The 20,334-nt window shown below is 67.8% G+C and carries 17 protein-coding genes; 12 read left to right on the plus strand and 5 right to left on the minus strand.

The window, feature by feature from the left end; genetic code table 11:
• Positions 1–14: 14 nt before the first annotated feature.
• Positions 15–1,973, minus strand: a complete 1,959-nt coding sequence (acs, locus tag RCH21_RS05330) for an acetate--CoA ligase (protein ID WP_326963499.1) — start codon at positions 1,971–1,973, stop codon at positions 15–17.
• A 545-nt stretch (positions 1,974–2,518) separates the two neighbouring features.
• On the opposite strand from acs, the gene RCH21_RS05335 reads away from it, so the two are divergent.
• The 3 genes from RCH21_RS05335 to RCH21_RS05345 all read left to right on the plus strand — a co-directional run bounded on the left by RCH21_RS05335 (position 2,519) and on the right by RCH21_RS05345 (position 5,312).
• The gene (locus RCH21_RS05335) at positions 2,519–3,676 is read left to right on the plus strand and encodes a hypothetical protein (RefSeq protein ID WP_326963500.1); all 1,158 of its coding nucleotides are present in this window, start codon (positions 2,519–2,521) and stop codon (positions 3,674–3,676) included.
• A gap of 59 nt (positions 3,677–3,735) precedes the next feature.
• Positions 3,736–4,539, plus strand: a complete 804-nt coding sequence (gene nth, locus RCH21_RS05340; protein ID WP_326963501.1) for an endonuclease III — start codon at positions 3,736–3,738, stop codon at positions 4,537–4,539.
• 86 nt (positions 4,540–4,625) lie between these two features.
• A complete protein-coding gene (locus RCH21_RS05345) occupies positions 4,626–5,312 on the plus strand; it encodes an NUDIX hydrolase (RefSeq protein WP_326963502.1) in 687 nt (228 codons plus the stop codon).
• Here the strand turns inward: RCH21_RS05345 and RCH21_RS05350 are convergent.
• Both RCH21_RS05350 and RCH21_RS05355 read right to left on the minus strand, forming a co-directional pair.
• The gene (locus RCH21_RS05350) at positions 5,224–6,723 is read right to left on the minus strand and encodes a WXG100-like domain-containing protein (protein ID WP_326963503.1); all 1,500 of its coding nucleotides are present in this window, start codon (positions 6,721–6,723) and stop codon (positions 5,224–5,226) included. The genes RCH21_RS05345 and RCH21_RS05350 overlap by 89 nt on opposite strands.
• Before the next feature lie 108 nt (positions 6,724–6,831).
• Entirely contained in the window at positions 6,832–8,526 is a 1,695-nt protein-coding gene (locus RCH21_RS05355) for a bifunctional 3'-5' exonuclease/DNA polymerase (protein WP_326963504.1), read from the minus strand.
• Positions 8,527–8,643: 117 nt separating this feature from the next.
• Between RCH21_RS05355 and ssd the strand changes: the two genes are divergently transcribed.
• The 7 genes from ssd to RCH21_RS05390 all read left to right on the plus strand — a co-directional run bounded on the left by ssd (position 8,644) and on the right by RCH21_RS05390 (position 14,133).
• Positions 8,644–9,711, plus strand: a complete 1,068-nt coding sequence (ssd, locus tag RCH21_RS05360; protein WP_326963505.1) for a septum site-determining protein Ssd — start codon at positions 8,644–8,646, stop codon at positions 9,709–9,711.
• Positions 9,712–9,812: 101 nt separating this feature from the next.
• Positions 9,813–11,018 carry a TadA family conjugal transfer-associated ATPase gene (locus tag RCH21_RS05365; RefSeq protein WP_442784669.1) on the plus strand — a complete coding sequence of 402 codons (1,206 nt, stop codon included), beginning with the start codon at positions 9,813–9,815 and terminating at the stop codon, positions 11,016–11,018.
• Positions 11,019–11,191: 173 nt separating this feature from the next.
• Positions 11,192–11,806, plus strand: a complete 615-nt coding sequence (locus tag RCH21_RS05370) for a type II secretion system F family protein (RefSeq protein ID WP_326963506.1) — start codon at positions 11,192–11,194, stop codon at positions 11,804–11,806.
• Positions 11,806–12,408: a type II secretion system F family protein gene (locus RCH21_RS05375; protein WP_326963507.1), complete on the plus strand. Its 603-nt coding sequence runs from the start codon at positions 11,806–11,808 to the stop codon at positions 12,406–12,408. The genes RCH21_RS05370 and RCH21_RS05375 overlap by 1 nt, the downstream gene beginning before the upstream one ends.
• Before the next feature lie 567 nt (positions 12,409–12,975).
• On the plus strand, positions 12,976–13,233 hold the full coding sequence (locus tag RCH21_RS05380) for a DUF4244 domain-containing protein (RefSeq protein ID WP_326963508.1): 258 nt from the start codon (positions 12,976–12,978) through the stop codon (positions 13,231–13,233).
• Between the two features lie 173 nt (positions 13,234–13,406).
• On the plus strand, positions 13,407–13,754 hold the full coding sequence (locus RCH21_RS05385; protein ID WP_268877996.1) for a TadE family type IV pilus minor pilin: 348 nt from the start codon (positions 13,407–13,409) through the stop codon (positions 13,752–13,754).
• Complete coding sequence (locus RCH21_RS05390; protein WP_326963509.1) at positions 13,747–14,133, plus strand: Rv3654c family TadE-like protein; 387 nt, start codon at positions 13,747–13,749, stop codon at positions 14,131–14,133. The genes RCH21_RS05385 and RCH21_RS05390 overlap by 8 nt, the downstream gene beginning before the upstream one ends.
• A 150-nt stretch (positions 14,134–14,283) precedes the next feature.
• On the opposite strand, the gene RCH21_RS05395 is transcribed toward RCH21_RS05390, so the two are convergent.
• Both RCH21_RS05395 and RCH21_RS05400 read right to left on the minus strand, forming a co-directional pair.
• Entirely contained in the window at positions 14,284–16,707 is a 2,424-nt protein-coding gene (locus tag RCH21_RS05395; RefSeq protein ID WP_326963510.1) for a DEAD/DEAH box helicase, read from the minus strand.
• Between the two features lie 48 nt (positions 16,708–16,755).
• Positions 16,756–17,406 carry a GNAT family N-acetyltransferase gene (locus RCH21_RS05400; protein WP_326963511.1) on the minus strand — a complete coding sequence of 217 codons (651 nt, stop codon included), beginning with the start codon at positions 17,404–17,406 and terminating at the stop codon, positions 16,756–16,758.
• Between the two features lie 85 nt (positions 17,407–17,491).
• On the opposite strand from RCH21_RS05400, the gene trhO reads away from it, so the two are divergent.
• Together trhO and RCH21_RS05410 are read left to right on the plus strand one after the other, a co-directional pair.
• The gene (gene trhO / locus RCH21_RS05405; protein WP_326963512.1) at positions 17,492–18,418 is read left to right on the plus strand and encodes an oxygen-dependent tRNA uridine(34) hydroxylase TrhO; all 927 of its coding nucleotides are present in this window, start codon (positions 17,492–17,494) and stop codon (positions 18,416–18,418) included.
• Entirely contained in the window at positions 18,418–20,271 is a 1,854-nt protein-coding gene (locus RCH21_RS05410) for a DUF7059 domain-containing protein (protein WP_326963513.1), read from the plus strand. Before trhO ends, RCH21_RS05410 begins: the two co-directional genes overlap by 1 nt.
• Positions 20,272–20,334: the final 63 nt, after the last annotated feature.

Raw genomic sequence — 20,334 nt, forward strand, 5'->3', positions numbered from 1 at the left:
CCGTCCTGCAGCCGCTACTTCCGCAGGGAAGCGGCGATCTGCTGCATGATCGTCGGGTCGGACAGCGTCGTGGCATCCCCGACCTCGCGACCCTCGGCGACATCCTTGAGCAGCCGGCGCATGATCTTCCCGCTGCGCGTCTTGGGCAGTTCGGGAACCACCAGGATGTTCCGCGGCTTCGCGATCGGGCCGATCTCCTTACCCACGTGATTGCGCAGCGTGGTGACGATGTCGTCGTCGTCCTTCGCCGAACCGCGCAGGATGACGAATGCGACCACGGCCTGGCCCGTCGTCTCGTCGCTCGCGCCGACGACGGCGGCCTCCGCCACGGACGGGTGGCTCACCAGCGCCGACTCTATCTCCGTCGTGGACAGTCGGTGGCCCGAGATGTTCATGACGTCGTCGACCCTGCCCAGGAGCCAGATGTCTCCGTCATCGTCCTTCTTGGCGCCGTCGCCAGCGAAGTACATGGCGTCGAAGCGGGACCAGTAGGTGTCCTTGAACCGCTGGGGGTCGCCCCAGATGCCGCGCAGCATGGCGGGCCACGGTTCCCGGATGACCAGGTAGCCACCGGAGCCGTTCGGCACCGACTCGCCCATCTCGTCGACGACGTCGACGGCGATTCCGGGTACGGCCACCTGCGCGGAGCCCGGCTTCGCCGCAGTCACACCCGGCATCGGCGCGATCATGTGCGCGCCGGTCTCCGTCTGCCACCACGTATCCACCACAGGGGCCTTGCCGCCGCCGATGACCTCCCGGTACCACATCCAGGCCTCGGGATTGATGGGCTCCCCGACGGACCCGAGGACGCGGATGGACGAGAGGTCGTACTTCTTGGGGATGTCGCGGCCCCACTTCATGAACGTGCGGATCGCCGTCGGCGCCGTGTAGAGGATGGAGACCTTGTACTTCTCGATCAGCTCCCACCACCGACCCTGGTGCGGGGTGTCCGGCGTTCCCTCGTACATGAGCTGCGTGGCGCCGTTCACGAGGGGGGCGTAGGCGACATAGCTGTGGCCGGTGACCCAGCCGATGTCCGCCGTGCACCAGAAGACGTCGGTCTCGGGCCGCAGGTCGAAGGTGTTCTTGTGGGTGAAGGCCGTCTGCGTCAGGTAGCCGCCGGTCGTGTGCAGGATGCCCTTCGGCTTCCCCGTGGTCCCCGAGGTGTACAGGATGAAGAGCGGGTGCTCCGCATCGTGCGCCACGGCGGTGTGCTCCTCGGAGGCATGGGCGACGACGTCGTGCCACCAGACGTCGCGTCCCTCGGTCCATTCGACCGGCTCGTTGTTGCGGCGGACGACCACGACGCTCGTGACCGTGTGGCCCTCCTTCTCGAGGGCGCCGTCGACGGCCGGCTTGAGGGCGCTCGGCTTGCCGCGGCGGTAGGTGCCGTCGGAGGTCACCACGAGTTTGGCCTCGGCGTCGTCGATGCGGCTGCGGAGCGCATCGGCCGAGAAGCCACCGAAGACCACGGAGTGGACCGCGCCGATCCTCGCGCAGGCCAGCATAGTGACAACGGCTTCGGGGATCATCGGAAGGTAGACGGCCACGCGGTCGCCCTTCCGGACGCCGAGGGACTCGAAGGCGTTCGCCGCCTGCTTGACCTCCCGGGTAAGCTCCGCGTAAGTGATGGTGCGCGTGTCCCCGGGCTCACCCTCGAAGTGGATCGCGACGCGGTCGCCGAGACCGGCCTCGACATGGCGGTCGAGCGCGTTGTACGCAGCGTTCACCGTGCCACCGACGAACCACTTCGCGAAGGGCGCGTCCGACCAGTCGAGCGTCTGGGTGAAGTCCTTCTCCCAAGTGAGGAGCTCGCGTGCCTGCCGTGCCCAGAATTCGGTACCCTGCTCGCGTGCCTCGTCATAGAGGGACGGCTGTGCGACGGCATTCGCGGCGAACTCCTCGCTGGGCGGGAAGCGGCGTTCCTCGTGCAGCAGGTTCTCGAAGGCGTCGCCCTGGCGTTCGGCGCTCATGTTCTACCCCTTTGTGACGTGTCCGGTGACGTTTCTCTGTGCAAGACGGGGCGCGGGTGCCGCAAGGACTTCCCACGCCACAACGTGCTCCAGGGGGAAGACTATCGAGTTCTCCCAGCAGGCGTGTGCCGGACATCACAGGACCTAGCCGAGATGCGCTGATTGTGCGGTGAGCGGCGGCCTGTCTCCCTTCCGTGTTGGTGGAGATGCCGCGGGCCGGTGGCTAGGGTGGAAGGAGGTATTCAGCGCCGGCGGTCCGTGGGGCCGCGGGTGACCAGCGCTATGAACGGGAGTAGATCATGACCGAAGCATCCGAGGGGCAGCGAGCCACCGGCACCACATCGGCAGAATCACACCCGGGGCCCAGACACGGCAGCGGGCACTCTACCTCGGGCTCCTCAGGAGTCGGTACGACTGCGCCGTCCCGGTCATCGTCTACCGCGTCGTCGTCGACCGCGTTATCGTCTTCCGCGTCATCGTCGACTGCAGGTGATGTTTCCGCCGCCGAAGTTTCGCGGAAGGGTGGTGCATCGCCCGCGGGCAGTGTGGCCTCTACCGGCACAACGTCGGCTCCCCTCGGGCCCAGCGAAGCTCTCCTCGGTCCGTTCACCCTGCGCGAGGTCATCTTCGGGGGAGGAGTAGCGCTCGCCTTCATCGGAACGCTCCTACCGTTCATCGACGGTGTGGTGCGCTACTCCACCTTCTGGAACAGCGAACCGCTCTTCTTCATCGGGATCGGTATCCTGCTGCCCGTGGTCGCAGCGGCCCTTATCGCCGGACGCCGGCTGGGCTCTGCCGGCCTCCGTGTCGGCTCCCTCTCCGTCGATCAGTTCGCGTCGGTCGCCGCCGTGCTGGCCGCTACCTACTTCTTCCTGCAAACCGTCACCGCCTTCCACTACGGGCCGCTTCTCGCGCTGATCGGTAGCTTGGGCATGCTGGCCGCGACCGTCGTCGGGCCGTTCCTGCCCGTCATCAGGAACGACTTCGCGGACCGACCCGAAATTCCCGCCCACACAGCCGCGCGCCCCATGACGGCCGCGCGCCCGCGGCCGCCGAAACCTGCGAAGGCCGCTCCCGAGGCGAAGCCCGGCGCGAAGGACGAAACCACGACCGCTGCCACGTCCGCTCCGGTCCGGTCCAGTGACCGCGCGCGACGATCCCCGGAGGACGGCGTCAATCCTGCTGCTGCGGCAGTTCGGCAGAACGGAGCAGGTCTCTACGGTGCCGGCGGAGCGGGCGCGGTCGGAGCAGGAGCCGCTGCATCAGGTCAGTCCGGTCTCGAGCGGGCTAGCTCCCAGAAATCCGATCATGATGCAGCAGCATCTGCGGACACGGCCGATCGCTCGGACTCCGTGGTGAAGCGCGTCGACGAGACGCGCGTTCACGACGTGGTGCGTGACGAGCCCACGAGGACCTATGCGGAGGCTGACAGCTCCTCGGAGGACCGGAGTCGCCAGGAACCTATCACCGCAACCCGGTCGGCCGACGAGGAGCCCGTCGTCGAGGCCTTCTGGTTCGCGGTCGGTTCCCCGCGACCGGCCTTCGACGAGCAGACGGGGCGGGAGGTCTTCACCCTGCAACCCGGGGATTGGGAAGTAGGTATCGAAGACCGTGGTCGTGAATTCCTGGTACAGGACAAGCGCACGGGCGCAGTAGGCGTCCTGCGGGACCTGCGCAACATCGAGCGCGCTCCCCGCGACTGACGCTCCGCCCTCGCCGCTGCCCCAGTGGCCTGAACAGTACCGCCGAAAGGAAGCCCATCGTGGCAGGCAGGAAAGCGAAGGTCGAGGAGGAGGCGCCTCTCGCGCTCAAGCGTCGGGCTCGTAAGATCAACAGGATCCTCAGCGAGACCTACCCCTACGCGGTTGCCGAACTGGACTTCAAGAACGCCTTCGAGCTCCTGGTGGCGACAGTGCTCTCCGCCCAGACGACCGACGTGCGGGTCAACCTCACCACCCCGGCCCTCTTCGAACGCTACCCCGACGCACAGGCCCTGTCCGAAGCGGATGAAACGGACCTCCAGGAGATCATCCGGCCCACCGGTTTCTACCGGGCCAAAGCCAACAGCCTTCTCTCGCTGTCCCGGCGCCTGGTCGACGAGTTCGACGGAGAGGTCCCAGCCAGACTGGAGGACCTGGTCACCCTGCCCGGAGTAGGGCGCAAGACGGCCAATGTCGTCCTCGGGAATGCGTTCGGCGTTCCCGGTATCACCGTGGACACGCACTTCGGACGACTGTCGCGGCGGTTCCGCTGGACCACCTCCGAAGATCCGGTAAAGGTCGAAATGGACGTCGCAGTCCTCTTCGAGCGCAGGGACTGGACGATGCTGTCCCACCGTGTCATCTTCCACGGGCGGCGGATCTGCCACGCGAAGAAGCCCGCGTGCGGCGTCTGCCCGATCGCGGCGTTGTGCCCCTCCTACGGTGACGGTGAGACGGACCCGATGAAGGCGGCGAAGCTGCTCAAGTACGAGCTGGCGCCCGGGCGGGAAGAGCTCCTGGAGTTGATGCGTGGCGGACGTACCCGGGCCGAACTGCGCGAGGCAGGACACGGGCTGGGTGCCTGAGCAACCGCCTTCATCCAGGAGCAGTCCCCGACAGGACTGTCCACCGATTCGTCGGCGTCGGTGTGCCCGATGCCATGGTTGCTGACGTGACCGCCTACGAGGAGCTGGCCGCCTGGGTGAGTTCGATGGACCGACCGGATGCGACCCTTTTGAAGCCGAGCGGCTGGCAGCTCGCCACCCTGGACGCGGCGAAGAGCCGACGCGCGGCCGTCCTCATCCTCTTCGGGGGGCAGGGCGACGGCTCCCGCAGACCCAGCCCGCGGAGCCTCGGTCGCAACGACCTGGATCTCTTGTTCGTGATGCGAGCGAGCTCGTTGTCCAGCCATCCGGGACAGGTCGCTTTTCCCGGCGGAACCATCGACCCGGGTGACGCTGACGAGGGGGCCGCCGCCCTTCGCGAAGCGAGAGAGGAGACGGGGCTGGACCCCTCCGGCGTCGAACTCCTGGGGAAGCTGCCGGAAGTGGGTCTTCCCATCAGCAATTTCCTGGTCACCCCGGTCCTCGGGTGGTGGGCGGAGCAATCGGCTATTCATGCCGTGGACACTGCTGAGTCCGAATCGGTGTTCCGGTGTCCCGTCAGTACGCTCCTTCATCCTGCGAACCGGAGGACAGCGGTCCTCCGGCGCAACGGCTCCATTAGTCGGACCGCTGCGTTCCTCACGCCCGACGCGGTGGTCTGGGGCTTCACTGCGATGTTGCTGGATGCGATGTTCGAGGGACTCGGGTGGGTGCAACCGTGGGATCGTTCGCAGGAAATCCCCGCGCCGCTGTGAGCCGTCCCGGGCCGGAGTCCGCGAGCGACTGGCTCGTGATCCTCCGGGGCGCATAGCGCGCCGGGATCGTGGTGGGAAGCGCGGCCATCTCGGTCGCCGTCCCGACGCGGTCCTTGGTCCTGATCGCCGCCTCCGCTGCGGGAATGAGGGGCGACGTGCCGAGGCCCTTGTTCCTGAGCATTGCGAAGATCTGATCCGAAGCGCTTCCCTTCGTCACTACGGAAGGCAGCGCGGTGCGCCGGGCCGCAAGCGGAAGCAGGTCCAACGCCAGCCGGGCAGGGTTCGAGAGCGCGACGGAGACCGCGGTGGAGTCGAGTACCTTGATGCCCACCGCGCCGAGGGGGCGGACAATCCGGATCGCGGGCGCCAAGCGGGACCGCTGGTCGGAGAATGCGCTGTGCCCCGACACCGAGGAGAGCGCCTGCCGTGCCGGCTGAGTACGTGACGACAGGGCAGCGGAGGCCTTCGACAAGGAGTGGAGACCCGCAGTCAGCCTGCCCGCTCCCGGCAGGCGTGTGGCAATGACGGCTACGCTGCGAGCCACGACGACGAGTCGCGAGAGCACCTCGTGCACCCTGGCCACCATCTGGGCAGCCCGGGCAGCCCCGACGAGGGACGTGATGGCAGCAGATCCTCCCAGGGTGACGAAACCCAACGCGATTCCGACCCCGGCCAGCAGCGCACACTCGGCCGCGAAAGACCGCGTCTCATCGATCAACTCCTCATGGGCCGTTCCGATCGCATCGGCCAGGGATACGCACCCGCCGGCGATATCCCTCGACGCCTGCGCGATCTGGTAGCCGTAGTCCCGGGTAGCGGTGCTCCGCTCGCGGAACACCGTGAGGTCCCGTGACAGCAGGCCCTGGACAGTGTCGCGTGCAGAAGTGGAAGGGCCGGTGATGCCTGCCTCGAGGTCGCTCGCGAGTCTCGTCCAGGTGGTGCCGGCTGTCCTCAGCACATCCGGATCACCAGCCGGCCAGACGACTCCCGCTATGCCGGCGACGATGTCCCAGCAGGGTGGCGGCCAACCGGGACTGCCGTCAGCGGCTGACGGGAGGGCTGATCCGTAGGTCTCGGGCAAGGCCGCCGGCATGAACGGGATGATCAGGGCGGACAGGCCCATCGACGCGACGTGCTCGGCCTCGACGTAATTACCCGCTGCCACGGAGAGTGCACGGGACGTGTCCGAGGACGCGAGGGCTAGTTCGCGACAGGCATCGAGCACCTCCCGGGCGGCCAGGTCGTACGAAGCCGCCCATCCCGACCCCATGGCATCCCAACCCGCCATTCCGGCCGTCCGTTCGAGTGTCGAGCTCGCCGCTGCGACAGCATCTGCAATACCTCGACCGGCCGCATCCTCCAGTCCCGCGGCTTCCTCATACCGGTCGGTATCGACCTTCAACACGCTCACCCTGCCCACCTCTCGCCATTCGTCCTGCCACCGTACGGGCCGAACGAGCCCGTGACCGGCCCCACTGCACTATGTGCATAAGTGCTCATGAGCGCCTGGTCGAAGAAGCTATTTGGCGTCCGCGTAGGAACGCACGGTGACCGTTGCGATAGAGAACTCGATCGGTATGTCACCGAAGATCAGACGTGTCGCAGACCGGGCCGATTCCTCGAGGATCGTCCGTGCTTCTTCCGCGTGTGCGGTGGGCGCGTGGAGGACCACCTCGTCATGGAGGAAGAGCGCGATGCGGCTTCTCGGGTCCGGGATGCTGCTCGCCGCGAGCCGGCGTCGTATCTCTGCAAGCCAGCACAACGCCCATTCAGCGGCGGACGCCTGCACCACGAAGTTCCGCGTGAATCGTCCACGGGCACGCGCTGCGCCGTCCGCGCGGCGCTGTTCCTCCGCCGTCGTCGTCAGCTGCCGAGCGCGCCACTCATCGGATGCCGGGGGGCATCCCCGACCGAGATAGCTCGAGACTCCGTCGCCCGCCTCACCGGCCCTCGCTGCTGCTTCGACGACACCGATCGCACGCGGATACGCGCGCGTCAGCTCGGGCATCAGCCTGCCGGATTCGCCGCTGGTAGCTCCGTACATGGCACCGAGCATCGCGAGCTTGGCCTTCGAGCGATCGCCACCGAAACCCTGGTCGGCGATGCCCTGGTAGAGATCTTTGCCACGGGCCGCCGTTGCCAGCGCCGAATCGCGTCCCAGCGCGGCCAGGACCCTTGGCTCGAGCTGGGCGGCATCCGCCACGATGAAGAGGTGGCCGTCATCAGGCCGGACGGCGTCGCGCACCAGTCGCGGGATCTGCAGGGCTCCGCCACCGCGAGAGGCCCATCTCCCCGACACGACGCCGCCGACGACGTACTCGGGCCGGAACCGGCCGTCGCGCACCCAGGCATCAAGCCAGTTCCACCCGTTCGCCGTCAGGAGTCGCGACAGCTTCTTGTAGGCGAGGAGGGGTTCGATGACGGCATGCTGCTGCCGCTCCAGCTCCCAGGAGCGAGTCGTCTTCACCTCTATACCGGCGCGATGCAGGGCGCGCAGCACGTCCTGCGGCGAGTCCGGATTCAGCGCCGGGTGGCCCAGAATTCGTCGCAGCTCGCCCGCGAGCCCTTCCAGTTCCGCCGGCCGGGAACCCTCCGGGGGGCGCGGACCGAGGGTCTGCTCGAGGAGGTTCTCGTGAACGTCCCTGCGCCAGGGGAGTCCCCAGTGCTCCATCTCGGACGCGATCAGGCTACCGGCGGATTCGGCCGCGATGAGCAGGTTGAGGCGCCTGGGGTCGGAGGATCGCGAACTCGCAGCGAGTTGATTGCCGAACTCCCGGATGACGTCCTCGAGGAAGGGGCCCGTTTCCTCCCGCGGTTCATCGAAGAGGGAATGCTGGTTGGGGGCAGGCGGGGGTGGCAGGAGGGTTCTGGGCGGCTCGGCCCCGTTAGCAGGGTGCGTGGTTGCCCGCAGGGAGTCGATGTACGGCGAGGAGTGGCAGAACGGCGAGTTGGAGAGGATGGAGCGCGTGAGGGTGAGGTCCCAGCAGCGGTCGACAGTGATGCCCGTCGCCAGCAAAGAGGGGTACCAGAGCCTCGTGCCGCTCCACACCCAGCGCGGAGCGCGGGCTTCTTCCTCCGCGACGACGGATCGCAGCAGCCTGCGTTCGACGGTTCTCGTTTCGCCGACCCGCGTCCCGCCAGCATCGAGGCGTTGCAGCTCGACAGTGCCACTGCTGCCGTGGCTCGACGACGAAGGCGCCACGGCGATGTACATGGTCATATTGTCGGCCGTCGCAGTGTCATTCCTGCAATTCGCAGATTCGTCCGGTGCTGTTGTCCACATACCGGTCGTTCGACCCGGAGATCACCGGCCCTCGGGGAGGCTAGCCACATGACGCAGCAGACATGGAGCTTCGACGCCCGACGTAGGCCGGTGGTCCTTGCGGGCGGTTCGCAGCTCGTGCAGGACCAGGTTGCCCGCGCGTGTGCGGCAGCAGGGGTCACGCCGGTGCTCGTGGGGGGACTCGCGGATGCCTTGCCGCTGGACCCTACCGTGCTGCTGGTCGGTGCAGATCAAGCTCTGGGAGGGCTGCCACACCACCGCGACGTCATCGTGGTGGGAACGGCGGATGACGAGGCGAGGGCCTGGGCGCGGGCGGCGAACCTCGCGTCGTCCCGGGTCGTCATCCTGCCTCAGGGAGGGGGTTGGTTGGCCGAGCACCTCGGCCGTCGGGTGAACCCGGCTGCCGCGGGATCGCTGGTCGGTTTCCTCGGCGCCGTCGGCGGGTGCGGTGTCAGTACATTCGCGTTCTGGTGCGCTCGCAGCCTTGCGCGTCGAGGGCGAACCACCCTGCTCGTGGACGGGCATGCAACCGGCGGTGGTCTGGATCTCGCCCTCGGGCTGGAGGAGCGTCCGGGTGTGCGCTGGCAGGATCTCGGTGACATCCGCGGGACGCTCAATTCCGAACAACTGGCGTCTGCGCTGCCCTCCGACCACAACTTGTCCGTACTGTCCCATACTTCAGGGGTAGCTGACATCGGGCCGAGCGACGGACTGGATACGGCCGGGGTTGTCCTCGACGCAGCGCGCGGAGCCTTCGATCTGACCCTCGTGGACTGCGCCGTCAGCAGTGCTGCGGGCGCAGTCCTGGCGTCCATGTGTGACGAGCTGGTGTTGCTCGTTCCGTCCCGTCCGAGGGGCGTCGCTGCGGCACGTGGCATCTCCCGGACCCATTCGTCCCTTCCTCTGACCGTCGTACTTCGTGGCCCGGTCTTCGACGGACTCGATGCCTGGCATGTTGCAGAGTTGATGGAACAGCCAGGACCGCTGCCGTACCTACCCTCTGTACGCGGTGTCTCCTCCGCCGAAGCAAGCGGACGCATGCTCGATGTCCGACTTCCGCGAAAGGCACGGAAAACTGTGGACTCGATCAGCCGCGGTCTCGAGCTGTTCGAATGAGGGACGGCGACCTGCCGGTGGGGCAGACACGTCGGCAACTCCGTGCCGCGAGCCACGATGCTTCTACCCATCCCGTCGGTGGTCAGGCAACGTCGGACGCAGTGGCACCTGAACGCCACGGCGCCTCGATGGTGGAGGCGGTGCGGCGAGCCGTCCTCGCCGGTGATGTCGTGACGACCGGTGCGGCATTCGCGGATGCGATCGGATCGAGTGGGAGGCTGCTGGGGTCGGCGGGTGTGCTGTCAGCCCTCGATCACGTCCGAGCCGAGCTCAAGGGCCTCGGGCCACTCGAGTATCTCCTGGCGGATGATGCCGTCACCGACATCCTGGTCAACGGGCCGGACGACGTCTGGGTCGACGGCGCCAGTGGACTTCGACGAGTCGGTCGCGCTTTCGCGACCGACGACGAGGTGCGCGCCCTGGCCGTCCGGCTCGTCGCTGCGGGAGGCAGGCGGCTCGACGACGGCTGTCCGGCCGTCGACGTGCAGATCGAGGGACTCCGCGTCCACGCGGTCCTTCCTCCCATCTCCACGACGGGCACCCTCCTGTGCATCAGGATCCGGCGCCCGCGCGTGTTCTCGCTCCAGGAACTCACCGCAGGCGGGACGGGGGGACCGATGATGGCTCAGGCGTTGACACTGATGATGCGGTGCCGTCTCAACTTCCTCATCAGTGGCGCGACGGGGACGGGCAAGACCACCCTGCTCTCCACCCTGCTCGGGCTCGCCGCTCCGCACGAGCGCGTGGTGCTGGTCGAGGACGCGGCCGAGCTCAATCCGGAGCACCCACATACCGTTGGATTGCAGGCACGCCACGGCAATCTCGAAGGTGCTGGAGTGCTGGACCTCACCGAGCTCGTGAGGCAGGCGCTGAGAATGAGGCCGGACCGGCTCGTCGTCGGCGAGTGCAGGGGGGCGGAGGTTCGCGAACTGCTGGCGGCCATGAACACGGGGCACGACGGCGGTGGAGCAACGATCCATGCCAATTCGGCCGAAGCTGTACCCGCGCGGTTGAGCGCACTCGCTGCGCTCGCGGGCCTGACGTCCGAAGCACTTGCCCTTCAAGCCGCAAGTGCCCTCGACGTGGTGGTGCACGTAGCCCGTGGCTCTCAAGGCCGGCACGTTCAAAGCATCGGTCTGCTGCGGTTGGTGCAGACACAAGGGTTGGTCGTTATTCCGGTGCTCGTCCACATGGACACGGGATGCCGTCGCTCGGCGGGCTGGGAGGAGTTCGCACGCCGCGTCGGGTGGGTCGAGTCCGACGCTGACCGAGGCGCAGAGGAGCCCCATTACCGTCACACGCCATGACCGGGCTGACCGTCGCCTTTCTGCTGGTGTGCGCCAGCGCAGTGCTCGCGCTGCCCCGCACCACCCCAGCGGGTTCCATCGGGTTCGCGCCGGTGCTGAGAAGACCTGCCCGCACCGGGCCGCCAGGTGGCCGACCCTCGACAGCGACCCGCTCGCGGAGGTGGACCCGCCGCATGCCACGCGGCGCCTTGGGCGTATACGAACTTCCGCTCTTCGTTCATCAACTGGCAGGTCTGCTGCGTGCAGGGCGCCCTCCGTTCGTGTTGTGGGCGGACATGGAGCGGATCTACGCCGATGGGAACAGTGACTTCGCAGTCGCTGCACTGCCGGTGATCTCGACCGCGCGTCGGGCCGCCGAACTCGGGCTCAGCATTCCCCATGCGCTCCGGATGGCAACCGGTCCATCCTCAGGAAGGGCTGACGGACGGGGCGCCACCACGCACATGGATCGCCTGTGGGTGGACCTTGCCGGCTGCCTGATCGTCGCCGAGCGAAGCGGCGCTCCCCTCGCCGGGATCCTGGAACAGTATGCAGCGCAACTCGATGCCGACCTCGATGGCCTATCGGCCCAAGAGACGGTCCTGGCCGGCCCTCGTGCCACCGTCGTCCTACTCGCATGGCTGCCAGGCGTAGGGTTGATTCTCGGCTTTGCCCTCGGCGTCGATCCGCCAGAAGTTCTTTTCGGATCCCCCCTCGGGAGACTGACCCTGGCAACGGGGGTTCTCCTGATGATCACCTCGCGGTTGTGGTCCCGAAGATTGGTTCGGCGCGCGGGAGCGGTGCCGTGATGGCGGGCTTGGCAGCGTTCCTCCTGCTCGCCAGCGGAGCTTTCCTGCTCACGCTTCCGTCCGGACGCCACGGGAGCACGAGCACGACGACCGAAAGCCGGACGGTGGGAGGGGGCATCAACGATGCTCCGCTCCTCCTCGACCTGATAGCAGCGATGCTGACGGCCGGCGCGTCAGTCGAGAGCGCCCTGTCTGTTGTCGCGGAGGCGTGCGGCTCCGATGTCGGCTCGTCCCTGACGAGGGTTCGGGCCGCGCGACTCCTCGGTGCTTCCTGGGAAGCGGCATGGGACGCCGGATCGACGCAGGATGCGCGACGGGTCGGAGCCCCGGAACGGCACCAGCGGGAACTTGCCCGATCCAATGCTCGAATCATCGCGGATGTCCGTCAGGGTCTCCATTTCGCTACGTCCACCGGTGCACCATCGGCGGCGCTCCTGAACGCTCACGCTGCCCAGATCCGGCGACACCGCAAGCGCGAGATCGACAGGAAGGTCGCTGCGCTCGGAGTGCAACTCGTCCTTCCACTCGGTCTGTGCTCGCTCCCGGCGTTCATCTGCCTCGGCGTCGTACCCGTCGTGCTGGGTCTCCTACCGGCACTCTAGGCGCGTCGGGCAGTGGCCCTCATGCCAGTGAAGGGCCACTGCGGTCAGAACCGCCGTTGGGCAGACTCCACGTCCCGTCCGGTTATCCACTTAAGTCGCTCGGCCGGCCGGCACCGTCGGTGGGATCACCAGAGTTGGTCCTGCAGCGATCGTCGCTTGCACATCGTGGATGAGCTTCCACGTCGATGAAAAGGAGATGTCATGGTGAAGCAATTGCACCCGAGTCCGGCGAAGGGCAGGAGCCAGGAGGAGGTGGCGCAGGACCTGACCGTCATCCGCCCTGCAACGGACCCGTCCTCGCACCAGGCAGGAGCCGGAGTTGCACATCCGGACGCAGCGGAGGTCGGTGGCGCGGGGTCTGGGAACGCCGGCTTCGCCTGTGCCGTATCCGGCCGGCCGGAGGCCTGGAAAGAAAGCAACCCGCACGGGGGGTTGCACCGGGTCCGGATCGAAGGCAGGGATACCGTCAGGTTTCCCGCGCCCGTTCTGTCAGTCGTTCCTTCGGCACGGACCCTGACGCTTGGACACGGAGGAGGACGCACCGAAGGGGAAGAGCCCGCCGCTCCTATGAGCGACCATCGTGACGTCCGTCCCGACCGGACAGCACGTCGCGTGCGCGCCCGGCGTCATCGATCGAATGAGCGGGTCATCCGGCACTGTCGGGATGGCGCTGCCGACCGCGAGGCGGGTATGGCGACGGCGGAGTACGCGATCGCCACTCTCGCGGCGGTGGGATTCGCGGCATTGCTCGTCGCGGTCCTGTCCAGTGGTGAGATCAAGGGCCTTCTCATGTCCCTGATCACGTCCGCGTTGAACTTCGGCTGATGCGGAAGGGCCAGGGCGGGTCGGGACACAACGACGCGGTGCCTGCAGCAGCGCGGCCTCCGACCGGACGAGTCGGTCGTGCATGCGGCGGCAGACAGGGGCGCGTCAGCACCCGCAGCCGCACCGGAGGTGCAGCCGCGCCTCGGCTCGCGGTGCGGTGGGCCGACCGGCGGGTGAAGCGAGCCGAGCGAGGCTCGGTCACTGCCGAAGTCGCCGTCGTGCTCCCTGCCCTGGTCGTCCTGCTCGGCCTTCTGCTCGGTATGGCCCATGTCGGGATAGTGCAGTTACGCATCGAGGAGGCGGCGCGGGCCGGCGCCCGCGAGGTCATGCGGGGTGAAGGCAGCGCCTCCGTCGAGCAGACGGTGCGGCGGCTCGCCGGCAGCGAGGCCTCCGCACAGGTGGTCTCCGACTCGGGCTGGACAACCGTGGAGGTACGGGCACGCGTAGAGGGGCCCGTCGTCGAACTGATGAACATCGAACTCGTCGCTTCAGCAAGCGGGAAGGAGGAACACGGTGGGTAGGAGGGAGCATTCAGCCAGCAGGCGGGATTGCCTTGATCCCGAGACAGGCGCCGGGACGTTCCTGATGACCGGACTCGCGCTGCTGACTCTGCTGCTCATTGCATCGGCAGTCCTGCTGACGCAGGCCGCGTCGGCCGCGTCCATGGCGGCGACCGCTGCTGACCTGTCTGCTCTGGCGGCTGCGGACACCGCCAGGGGGCTCGCTCCTGGAGACCCTTGCGACGCAGCTGCATCAGTAGCGGATCGGCACCGGGCAACGATCGAGGAGTGCGTGATCGGAGAGTCGGGGGCCGGCACGGCCTTCATCCGTGTCTCCGTCGGTGTGGGGGGAGTGCTGCCCAATGCGGTCGGGGCCGCGAGGGCCGGTCCGCCACCATAGCGAGTGATGCATGAGCGAGGTAGCGCCCCGGCGACGGAGGCGATAGTCCCAGACGTCTCCGCGCCCGCTCGATCAACGGGATCGCGTACCTGAGCGGACGGCGCAGCGATGCTCCGCGCGACAGGGTCAGGCGGTCTGCGGGTCAGGCCGTCAGCCGGCCAGGCGGGTAGGGGAGGAGGAAGGGGATTCGTCGGCACCTCCGGACGGCTGGGGGCGGGGCGGTGCCACGGGATCGCTGGTCCCGGGGTCAGCAGCGGGTCCCGCCTGCTGCAGGATGAGGGACAGGACCGCGACAGCGCCGCCCTTGCTGAGGGGATTGTTCCGGTTGCCGCACTTCGGGGACTGGACGCAGGAGGGGCACCCGGACTCGCACTCACAGGCGGCGATCGCATCCCGTGTCGCCGACAGCCAGATGCGAGCCGCGTCGAATCCCCGCTCGGCGAAACCGGCTCCGCCCGGGTGCCCGTCGTACACGAAGATGGTGGGCTGGCCCGTGTCCGCGTGCAGGGCTGTCGAGACGCCTCCGATGTCCCAACGGTCACTCGACGCCACCAGCGGCAGCAGCCCGATAGCGGCGTGCTCGGCAGCGTGGAGTGCGCCCGGGAGCTCCTCCGCGGAGATACCTTCGGCCTCGAGCAGCTGCGGGCTGATCTCGAACCATACGCTTTTTGTGAAGAGGTCCCTCGCCTCGAGTTCAAGGGGCTCCTCACCCAGGATCTCGTTCGATGAGAAGGCCTTGCGCTGGAAGGAGACCACCTGGGTGGTGACCTTCACATCACCGAAATTGGCGAGCACACCGCCCCACAGCTGGCTGATGTCCCTGCCGATGACTTCGATCTGCGTGACGTCCCGCGCCTGGGTGTAGTAGTCCGGGTGAGCACGGGCCACCACCGCGCAATGGTCCTGCTCGTTGAGCTCCTGCACCACGTACGTCCGGCCCTGGTGGACGTAGACAGCACCAGGGTGCGCCTGGTAATGGCTCTGGGGCGAGTCCATCGTTCCGAGCAGCGCGCCGGACTCGGCTTCGACGATGTTGATCGGCCCGCCGCCGTCCGCGCGGAGATTGACCATCGCAGCGGCACTCTGCGGGTGCGTCCAGAACCACCCTGCGGGTCGACGGCGCAGGAAGCCCTGCTCGCACAGGGTGCCGAGGAGATCCTCGGACGTGGCTCCGAAAAGATCGAGGTCCTCATCGGTGAGGGGTCGTTCGGCCGCGGCAGCGCAGAGGTGCGGGCCGAGTACGTAGGGGTTCGACGGATCGAACACCGTGGCCTCGACGGCGAGATCGAACACCGCCTCCGGATGGTGCACCAAATAGGTATCCAGGGGGTCGTCGCTGGCGACGAAGGCAGCGATCGCATCCTGTCCCGACCTCCCCGCCCGGCCGATCTGCTGCATCAAAGACGCACGCGTGCCTGGCCAGCCGGCTATCAGGACCGCGTCCAGCCCCGAGATGTCGATCCCGAGCTCCAGCGCGGAGGTACTCGCGACACCCAGCAGTTCTCCGCTGCGCAGGGCCGTTTCGAGGGCCCGTCTCTCCTCGGGCAGGTACCCCGATCGGTAGGCGGCTATCCGGTGGGGCAGGCTTGGATGCACATCCTCGAGCATCCGCCGAGAGGTCTGCGCGATGCTCTCGGCGCCACGCCTGGACTTGATGAACGCGATGGTCCTCACGTGCGACGAAACGAGGTTCGCAAGCAGGTCGGACGTCTCGGCGATCACCGTGCGCCGGGTGGCTGCGCCGTTCTCACCCTTCATGCCGGTGAGTTGCGGTTCCCAGAAAGCAACAGTGGTCGAGCCATGGGGCGAGCTGTCGCGGTCTACTGCACGGACAGGAGCACCGATCAGCCGGCCGAAGGACGCAGCCGGCTCCGCTGCCGTCGCTGATGCGCCGATGAACACCGGGTGCGCCCCGTAGCTTGCGCAGATCCGCCGCAGCCGCCGCAGTAGATTCGCCACGTGGGACCCGAAGACGCCCCGGTAACTGTGCGCCTCGTCGATGATGACGTACTTGAGCCGCCGGAAGAAGCGTGCCCACCAGGTGTGGTTCGGCAGGATCCCGTAGTGCAGCATGTCGGGGTTTGCGAGGACGAGGTTGGCGTGGTCCCGGATCCAGCGGCGGGCGCCGGACTCCGTGTCGCCGTCGTACGTCTCCGCCCGGACAGTAGGCAGCTTCAGCGCGTTGATCGCGGACAACTGGTCCGCGGCGAGCGCTTTGGTCGGCGCGAGGTAGAGGGCCACGGAGCCGTTCGGCGCGAGGGTGGCGCGGTCACGCAGCTCGCTGCGGTGGATCTCGTCGAGCACCGGCAGCTGGTAGCACAGGGATTTACCGGACGCGGTGCCTGTCGCGATGATGGTGTGCGCTCCATCGTGAGCGGACGTCGCCCCCTCCACCTGGTGCCGCCACGGCTCGCGCACCCCGCGCGTAGCGAAGGCCTCGACGACGTCAGGGTGCGCCCACTCCGGCCAGGGCGCGTACTCGGCCTCACGGGCCGGGATCTCGCGGACGTGGAGGAGCTGCTCAGGATCGGGTCCCCCGCCGAGGAGCGGTATCAGGGAGTTCTGCGCACTCACGCGGCAATTCTCCCATCGGACCGGGTGCGGCAGCGGCCGAAACGGCGCTTATCCTCTGATGACGAACACGTCGATGAGGTGTCGCCAGCCGAGGAACTCATACAGTGCCCGACCGTCGGCCGACGCCATGAGGAGTCCTGTCGTGACGTCATCCTGCAGTACTCCGGCGGTCAGAGCGCGCATGACGTACGTTGCGAGTCCCCGACGTCGGAAGCCCTCCTCCGTGACGATGCGGTCATACACCGCGAATTCGCCGACCACGGAGACGGAACCGCTAGCCGCTACGGCGTCGCCTGCGCGGACCGTGACGCGTCGGCATGCGCCGGCGCTCTCCCGCTCGAGAGTGAATTCGTCACCGGGAACCCGCGGGTCCTCGACATCCTGCCTGTGCATGTCCGCGCTCATCAGGGATTGCTGGCGATCGGTCACGTGCATGTGGAGCGGATCGGCGGCATCGATCAGGTCCTGCATCCGAGTGGTGACGACGGTCAGCACCCGCCGGGGGTCCTGCTTCGTCTCGGCGGCGAGTTCGAGGAACCGCTCGGTCGTGGGCTCGAACAGGAAGTGCTCCGTCTGGTGCTGCTGGTCCGTCAGGAGTACGGAGGTGCTGCGTCCGTCGTCGTGCGGCTCGTACCCGCGGCACGCGGACCATCCGGTGATCCAGGTCTGGAAGAGTTCTGCGTCTGCGTCTGCGCCCATGTGCTGAACGATAGTTCTCGCGCACGGGTAATCACAGAGACGGCGGCGACGTGACCGTTATGAGACGCCAAGTAGGCTTTAAACCGTGTCGATGAACCGTATTGCCCTGTATTACTGCTTCACGCCCCTGCCCGATCCGGAAGCGATCAGGCTGTGGCAACGCGCACTCTGTGAGAAATGGGGGCTGCGGGGAAGAATTCTCATCTCGAAGGACGGCATCAACGGCACGGTAGGCGGCGAGATCGCTGCCGTGAAGCAGTACGTCAGGACGACGCGCGAGTATCCCGCCTTCAGGGGGCTGGAGGTCAAATGGTCCGACGGCGGCGCCGGCGACTTCCCGCGCCTGAGTGTGAAGGTCCGCGACGAGATCGTCTCGTTCGGCGCTCCCGGTGAGCTGGAAGTCGACGAGAACGGCGTAGTGGGCGGTGGCACCCACCTGGCGCCCGAGGAACTGCACGCGCTGGTCGATACCAAACGCGCAGCGGGGGAGGAAGTCGTCTTCTTCGACGGTCGCAATGCTCTCGAGGCGCAGATCGGCCGTTTCAGGGGAGCAGTGGTTCCCGACGTGCGGACGACCCAGGACTTCGTCCGCGAACTCGACTCCGGGAGGTACGACGACCTCAAGGACAAGCCCGTGGTCACCTACTGCACCGGGGGGATCCGGTGCGAAGTGCTCTCCAGCCTCATGATCAACCGCGGCTTCCAGGAGGTGTACCAGCTCGACGGCGGCATCGTCCGCTACGGCGAGAAGTACCGTGACGGCGGACTGTGGGAGGGCTCGCTCTACGTCTTCGACAAGCGCATGCACCTCGAGTTCAGCGACGACGCCGTCACCCTCGGTACGTGCGTGCGGTGCCAGACCCCCACGAGCACCTTCGAGAACTGTTCGAATTCCGAGTGCCGGAACCTCACCCTGTACTGCGTCGGCTGCGCGGCCGATCCTGTCACCCTGCGCTGTCCGCAGGGGTGCGAAGCCGACGAGTCCGAGGCGACGGCAGCCGGTGCTGCCTGATGACGGGGCAGGATACCGACCGCACGGCGGGGGACTCGACGGAGGGCACGGGCATCGCCGCAGCAGGGTCGGATGACACGGTGGACGGTTCGGACACTGTGGGCATGACGGAATGGCGCGAGTTCGACGAGGACGTCGCGTCGGCGCCGTCGAGCGCTGACATTGCAGCGCTCACATCCCTTGCCGCGGATCTGGCAGCCCTCGACTACACCGTCGACGGTGTCGGAGCACTCCTGGGCGCCCCGGCCTACGCGGCCCTCGGCAGGGGGCAGCTGGCGCCCGCACTCCTGGAGAGTCGGCGCATCCTCGAGGGTGCCAGTGGTGACGGTGATGGAGCCCGTGTCGGTGCCGGTGCCAGTGGTGCCAGTGCCGGTGGACACAGTGCCGTTCCCGTGCTGCTGTGGCTCCTCGGGGAGACCGTGGCCGGAAAGGATCTCGCGGCAGCCTTCCCGAGGATCGGGGTTGCGGGCCTCGAACGGCTCCGGCTCATCGAGTGCGAGAACCACGGCCCGGCCAGCAATGCCGGAACAATCCAGGAGACCGAGGGGGCCGCGCCGTCCCCGCAGGCAGCGACCCCGACCGGCAATGCAGCACAACGGTGGCGGGCGGCCGTCGAGCTGCGACCCTATGGCTCGGACGTCGGCGGCAACCTCTGGGTGGCCAGCGACCTCGGCTCGGAGCAGCGACCCGGTCCCTTGCGCCACGACCACGTCCTCGGGATCGGCGGCGCATCCCTGACGCTGGCGCAGACCGTCATGAGGTCCCCGGTGGACCGGGCCCTGGACCTCGGCACCGGCTGCGGTATCCAGGCCTTCCACCTCCTGTCCCATGCCGGCCACGTCACCGCGACGGACATCTCGGACCGAGCGCTCGCCTTCGCCCGCTTCAACCTCCTCCTCAACGCCCCCGCCCTCGACCTCGACCCGCGACGCCTCGCGGAACGGGTGAGCCTACGGCGGGGCAGCCTGCTCGAGCCGGTCGCGGGGGAGCGCTTCGACCTCGTGGTGTCCAATCCGCCCTTCGTGATCACCCCGCGCACGGATTCGCAGAACGAGGCCTACACCTACCGCGACGGCGGCCTGGCCGGGGACGCGATCGTCGAGACCCTGGTCCGGGAGCTCCCCGGGGTGCTGACCCCGGGCGGGGTGGCACAGCTGCTCGGCAACTGGGAGATCACCGAGGGGACGCCGTGGGACCGGCGGATCCGGTCCTTCGTCCCTGCCGGCGTGGACGCCTGGATCATCCAGCGCGAGCAGCTGTCCCCGGTCCAGTACGCGGAGACCTGGTTGCGGGACGCAGCTGAGCATCGCGACCGCGGGGCGTACCTCGACAGCTTCGGTGACTACCTTGCGGACTTCGCCCTGCGCAGCGTCGAGGGCATCGGCTTCGGCTGGGTCTGGTTGAGGCGGCCGCTCGACGCGAGGAACCTCGTGCGGGTGACGCTCGAGGAGATCACCCATGAGATCGAGCAACCTGTGGGCCCGCACCTGGCTGCCGCTGTCCGGCGCAACGACTGGCTCGCCGCGCACACGGAGCAGGCGGCGTCCGGGATAGGCATCGCCGACGAGTTCCTCCTCGTCGCGGACGACGTCACCGAGGAACGCCACCAGCGGCCCGGGGCGGAGCACCCCGGAGTGATCCTCCTGAGGCAGGGAGCCGGCCTCCGGCGCACGACCCTGCTGAGCACGGAGCTCGCCGGATTCGCGTCGGCGTGCGACGGTGACCTCACCGCGGGCCAGATCGCGGGGGCCCTCGCCATGCTGCTGGAACGGCCCGACGCGGCCTTCACCTCGGAACTGCTGGTCGACGTCGAACAGCTCATCCGCGAGGGTTTCCTGATTCCAGCCCCCTGAGACCAGCGGTTACCCTTGTGCAGGTACGCATGACGCATACTGTGTGGTGAGGCCCAGCAGGGG

The organism is Arthrobacter sp. PL16, from assembly GCF_035985055.1.
GTDB lineage: Bacteria > Actinomycetota > Actinomycetes > Actinomycetales > Micrococcaceae > Arthrobacter_D > Arthrobacter_D cheniae.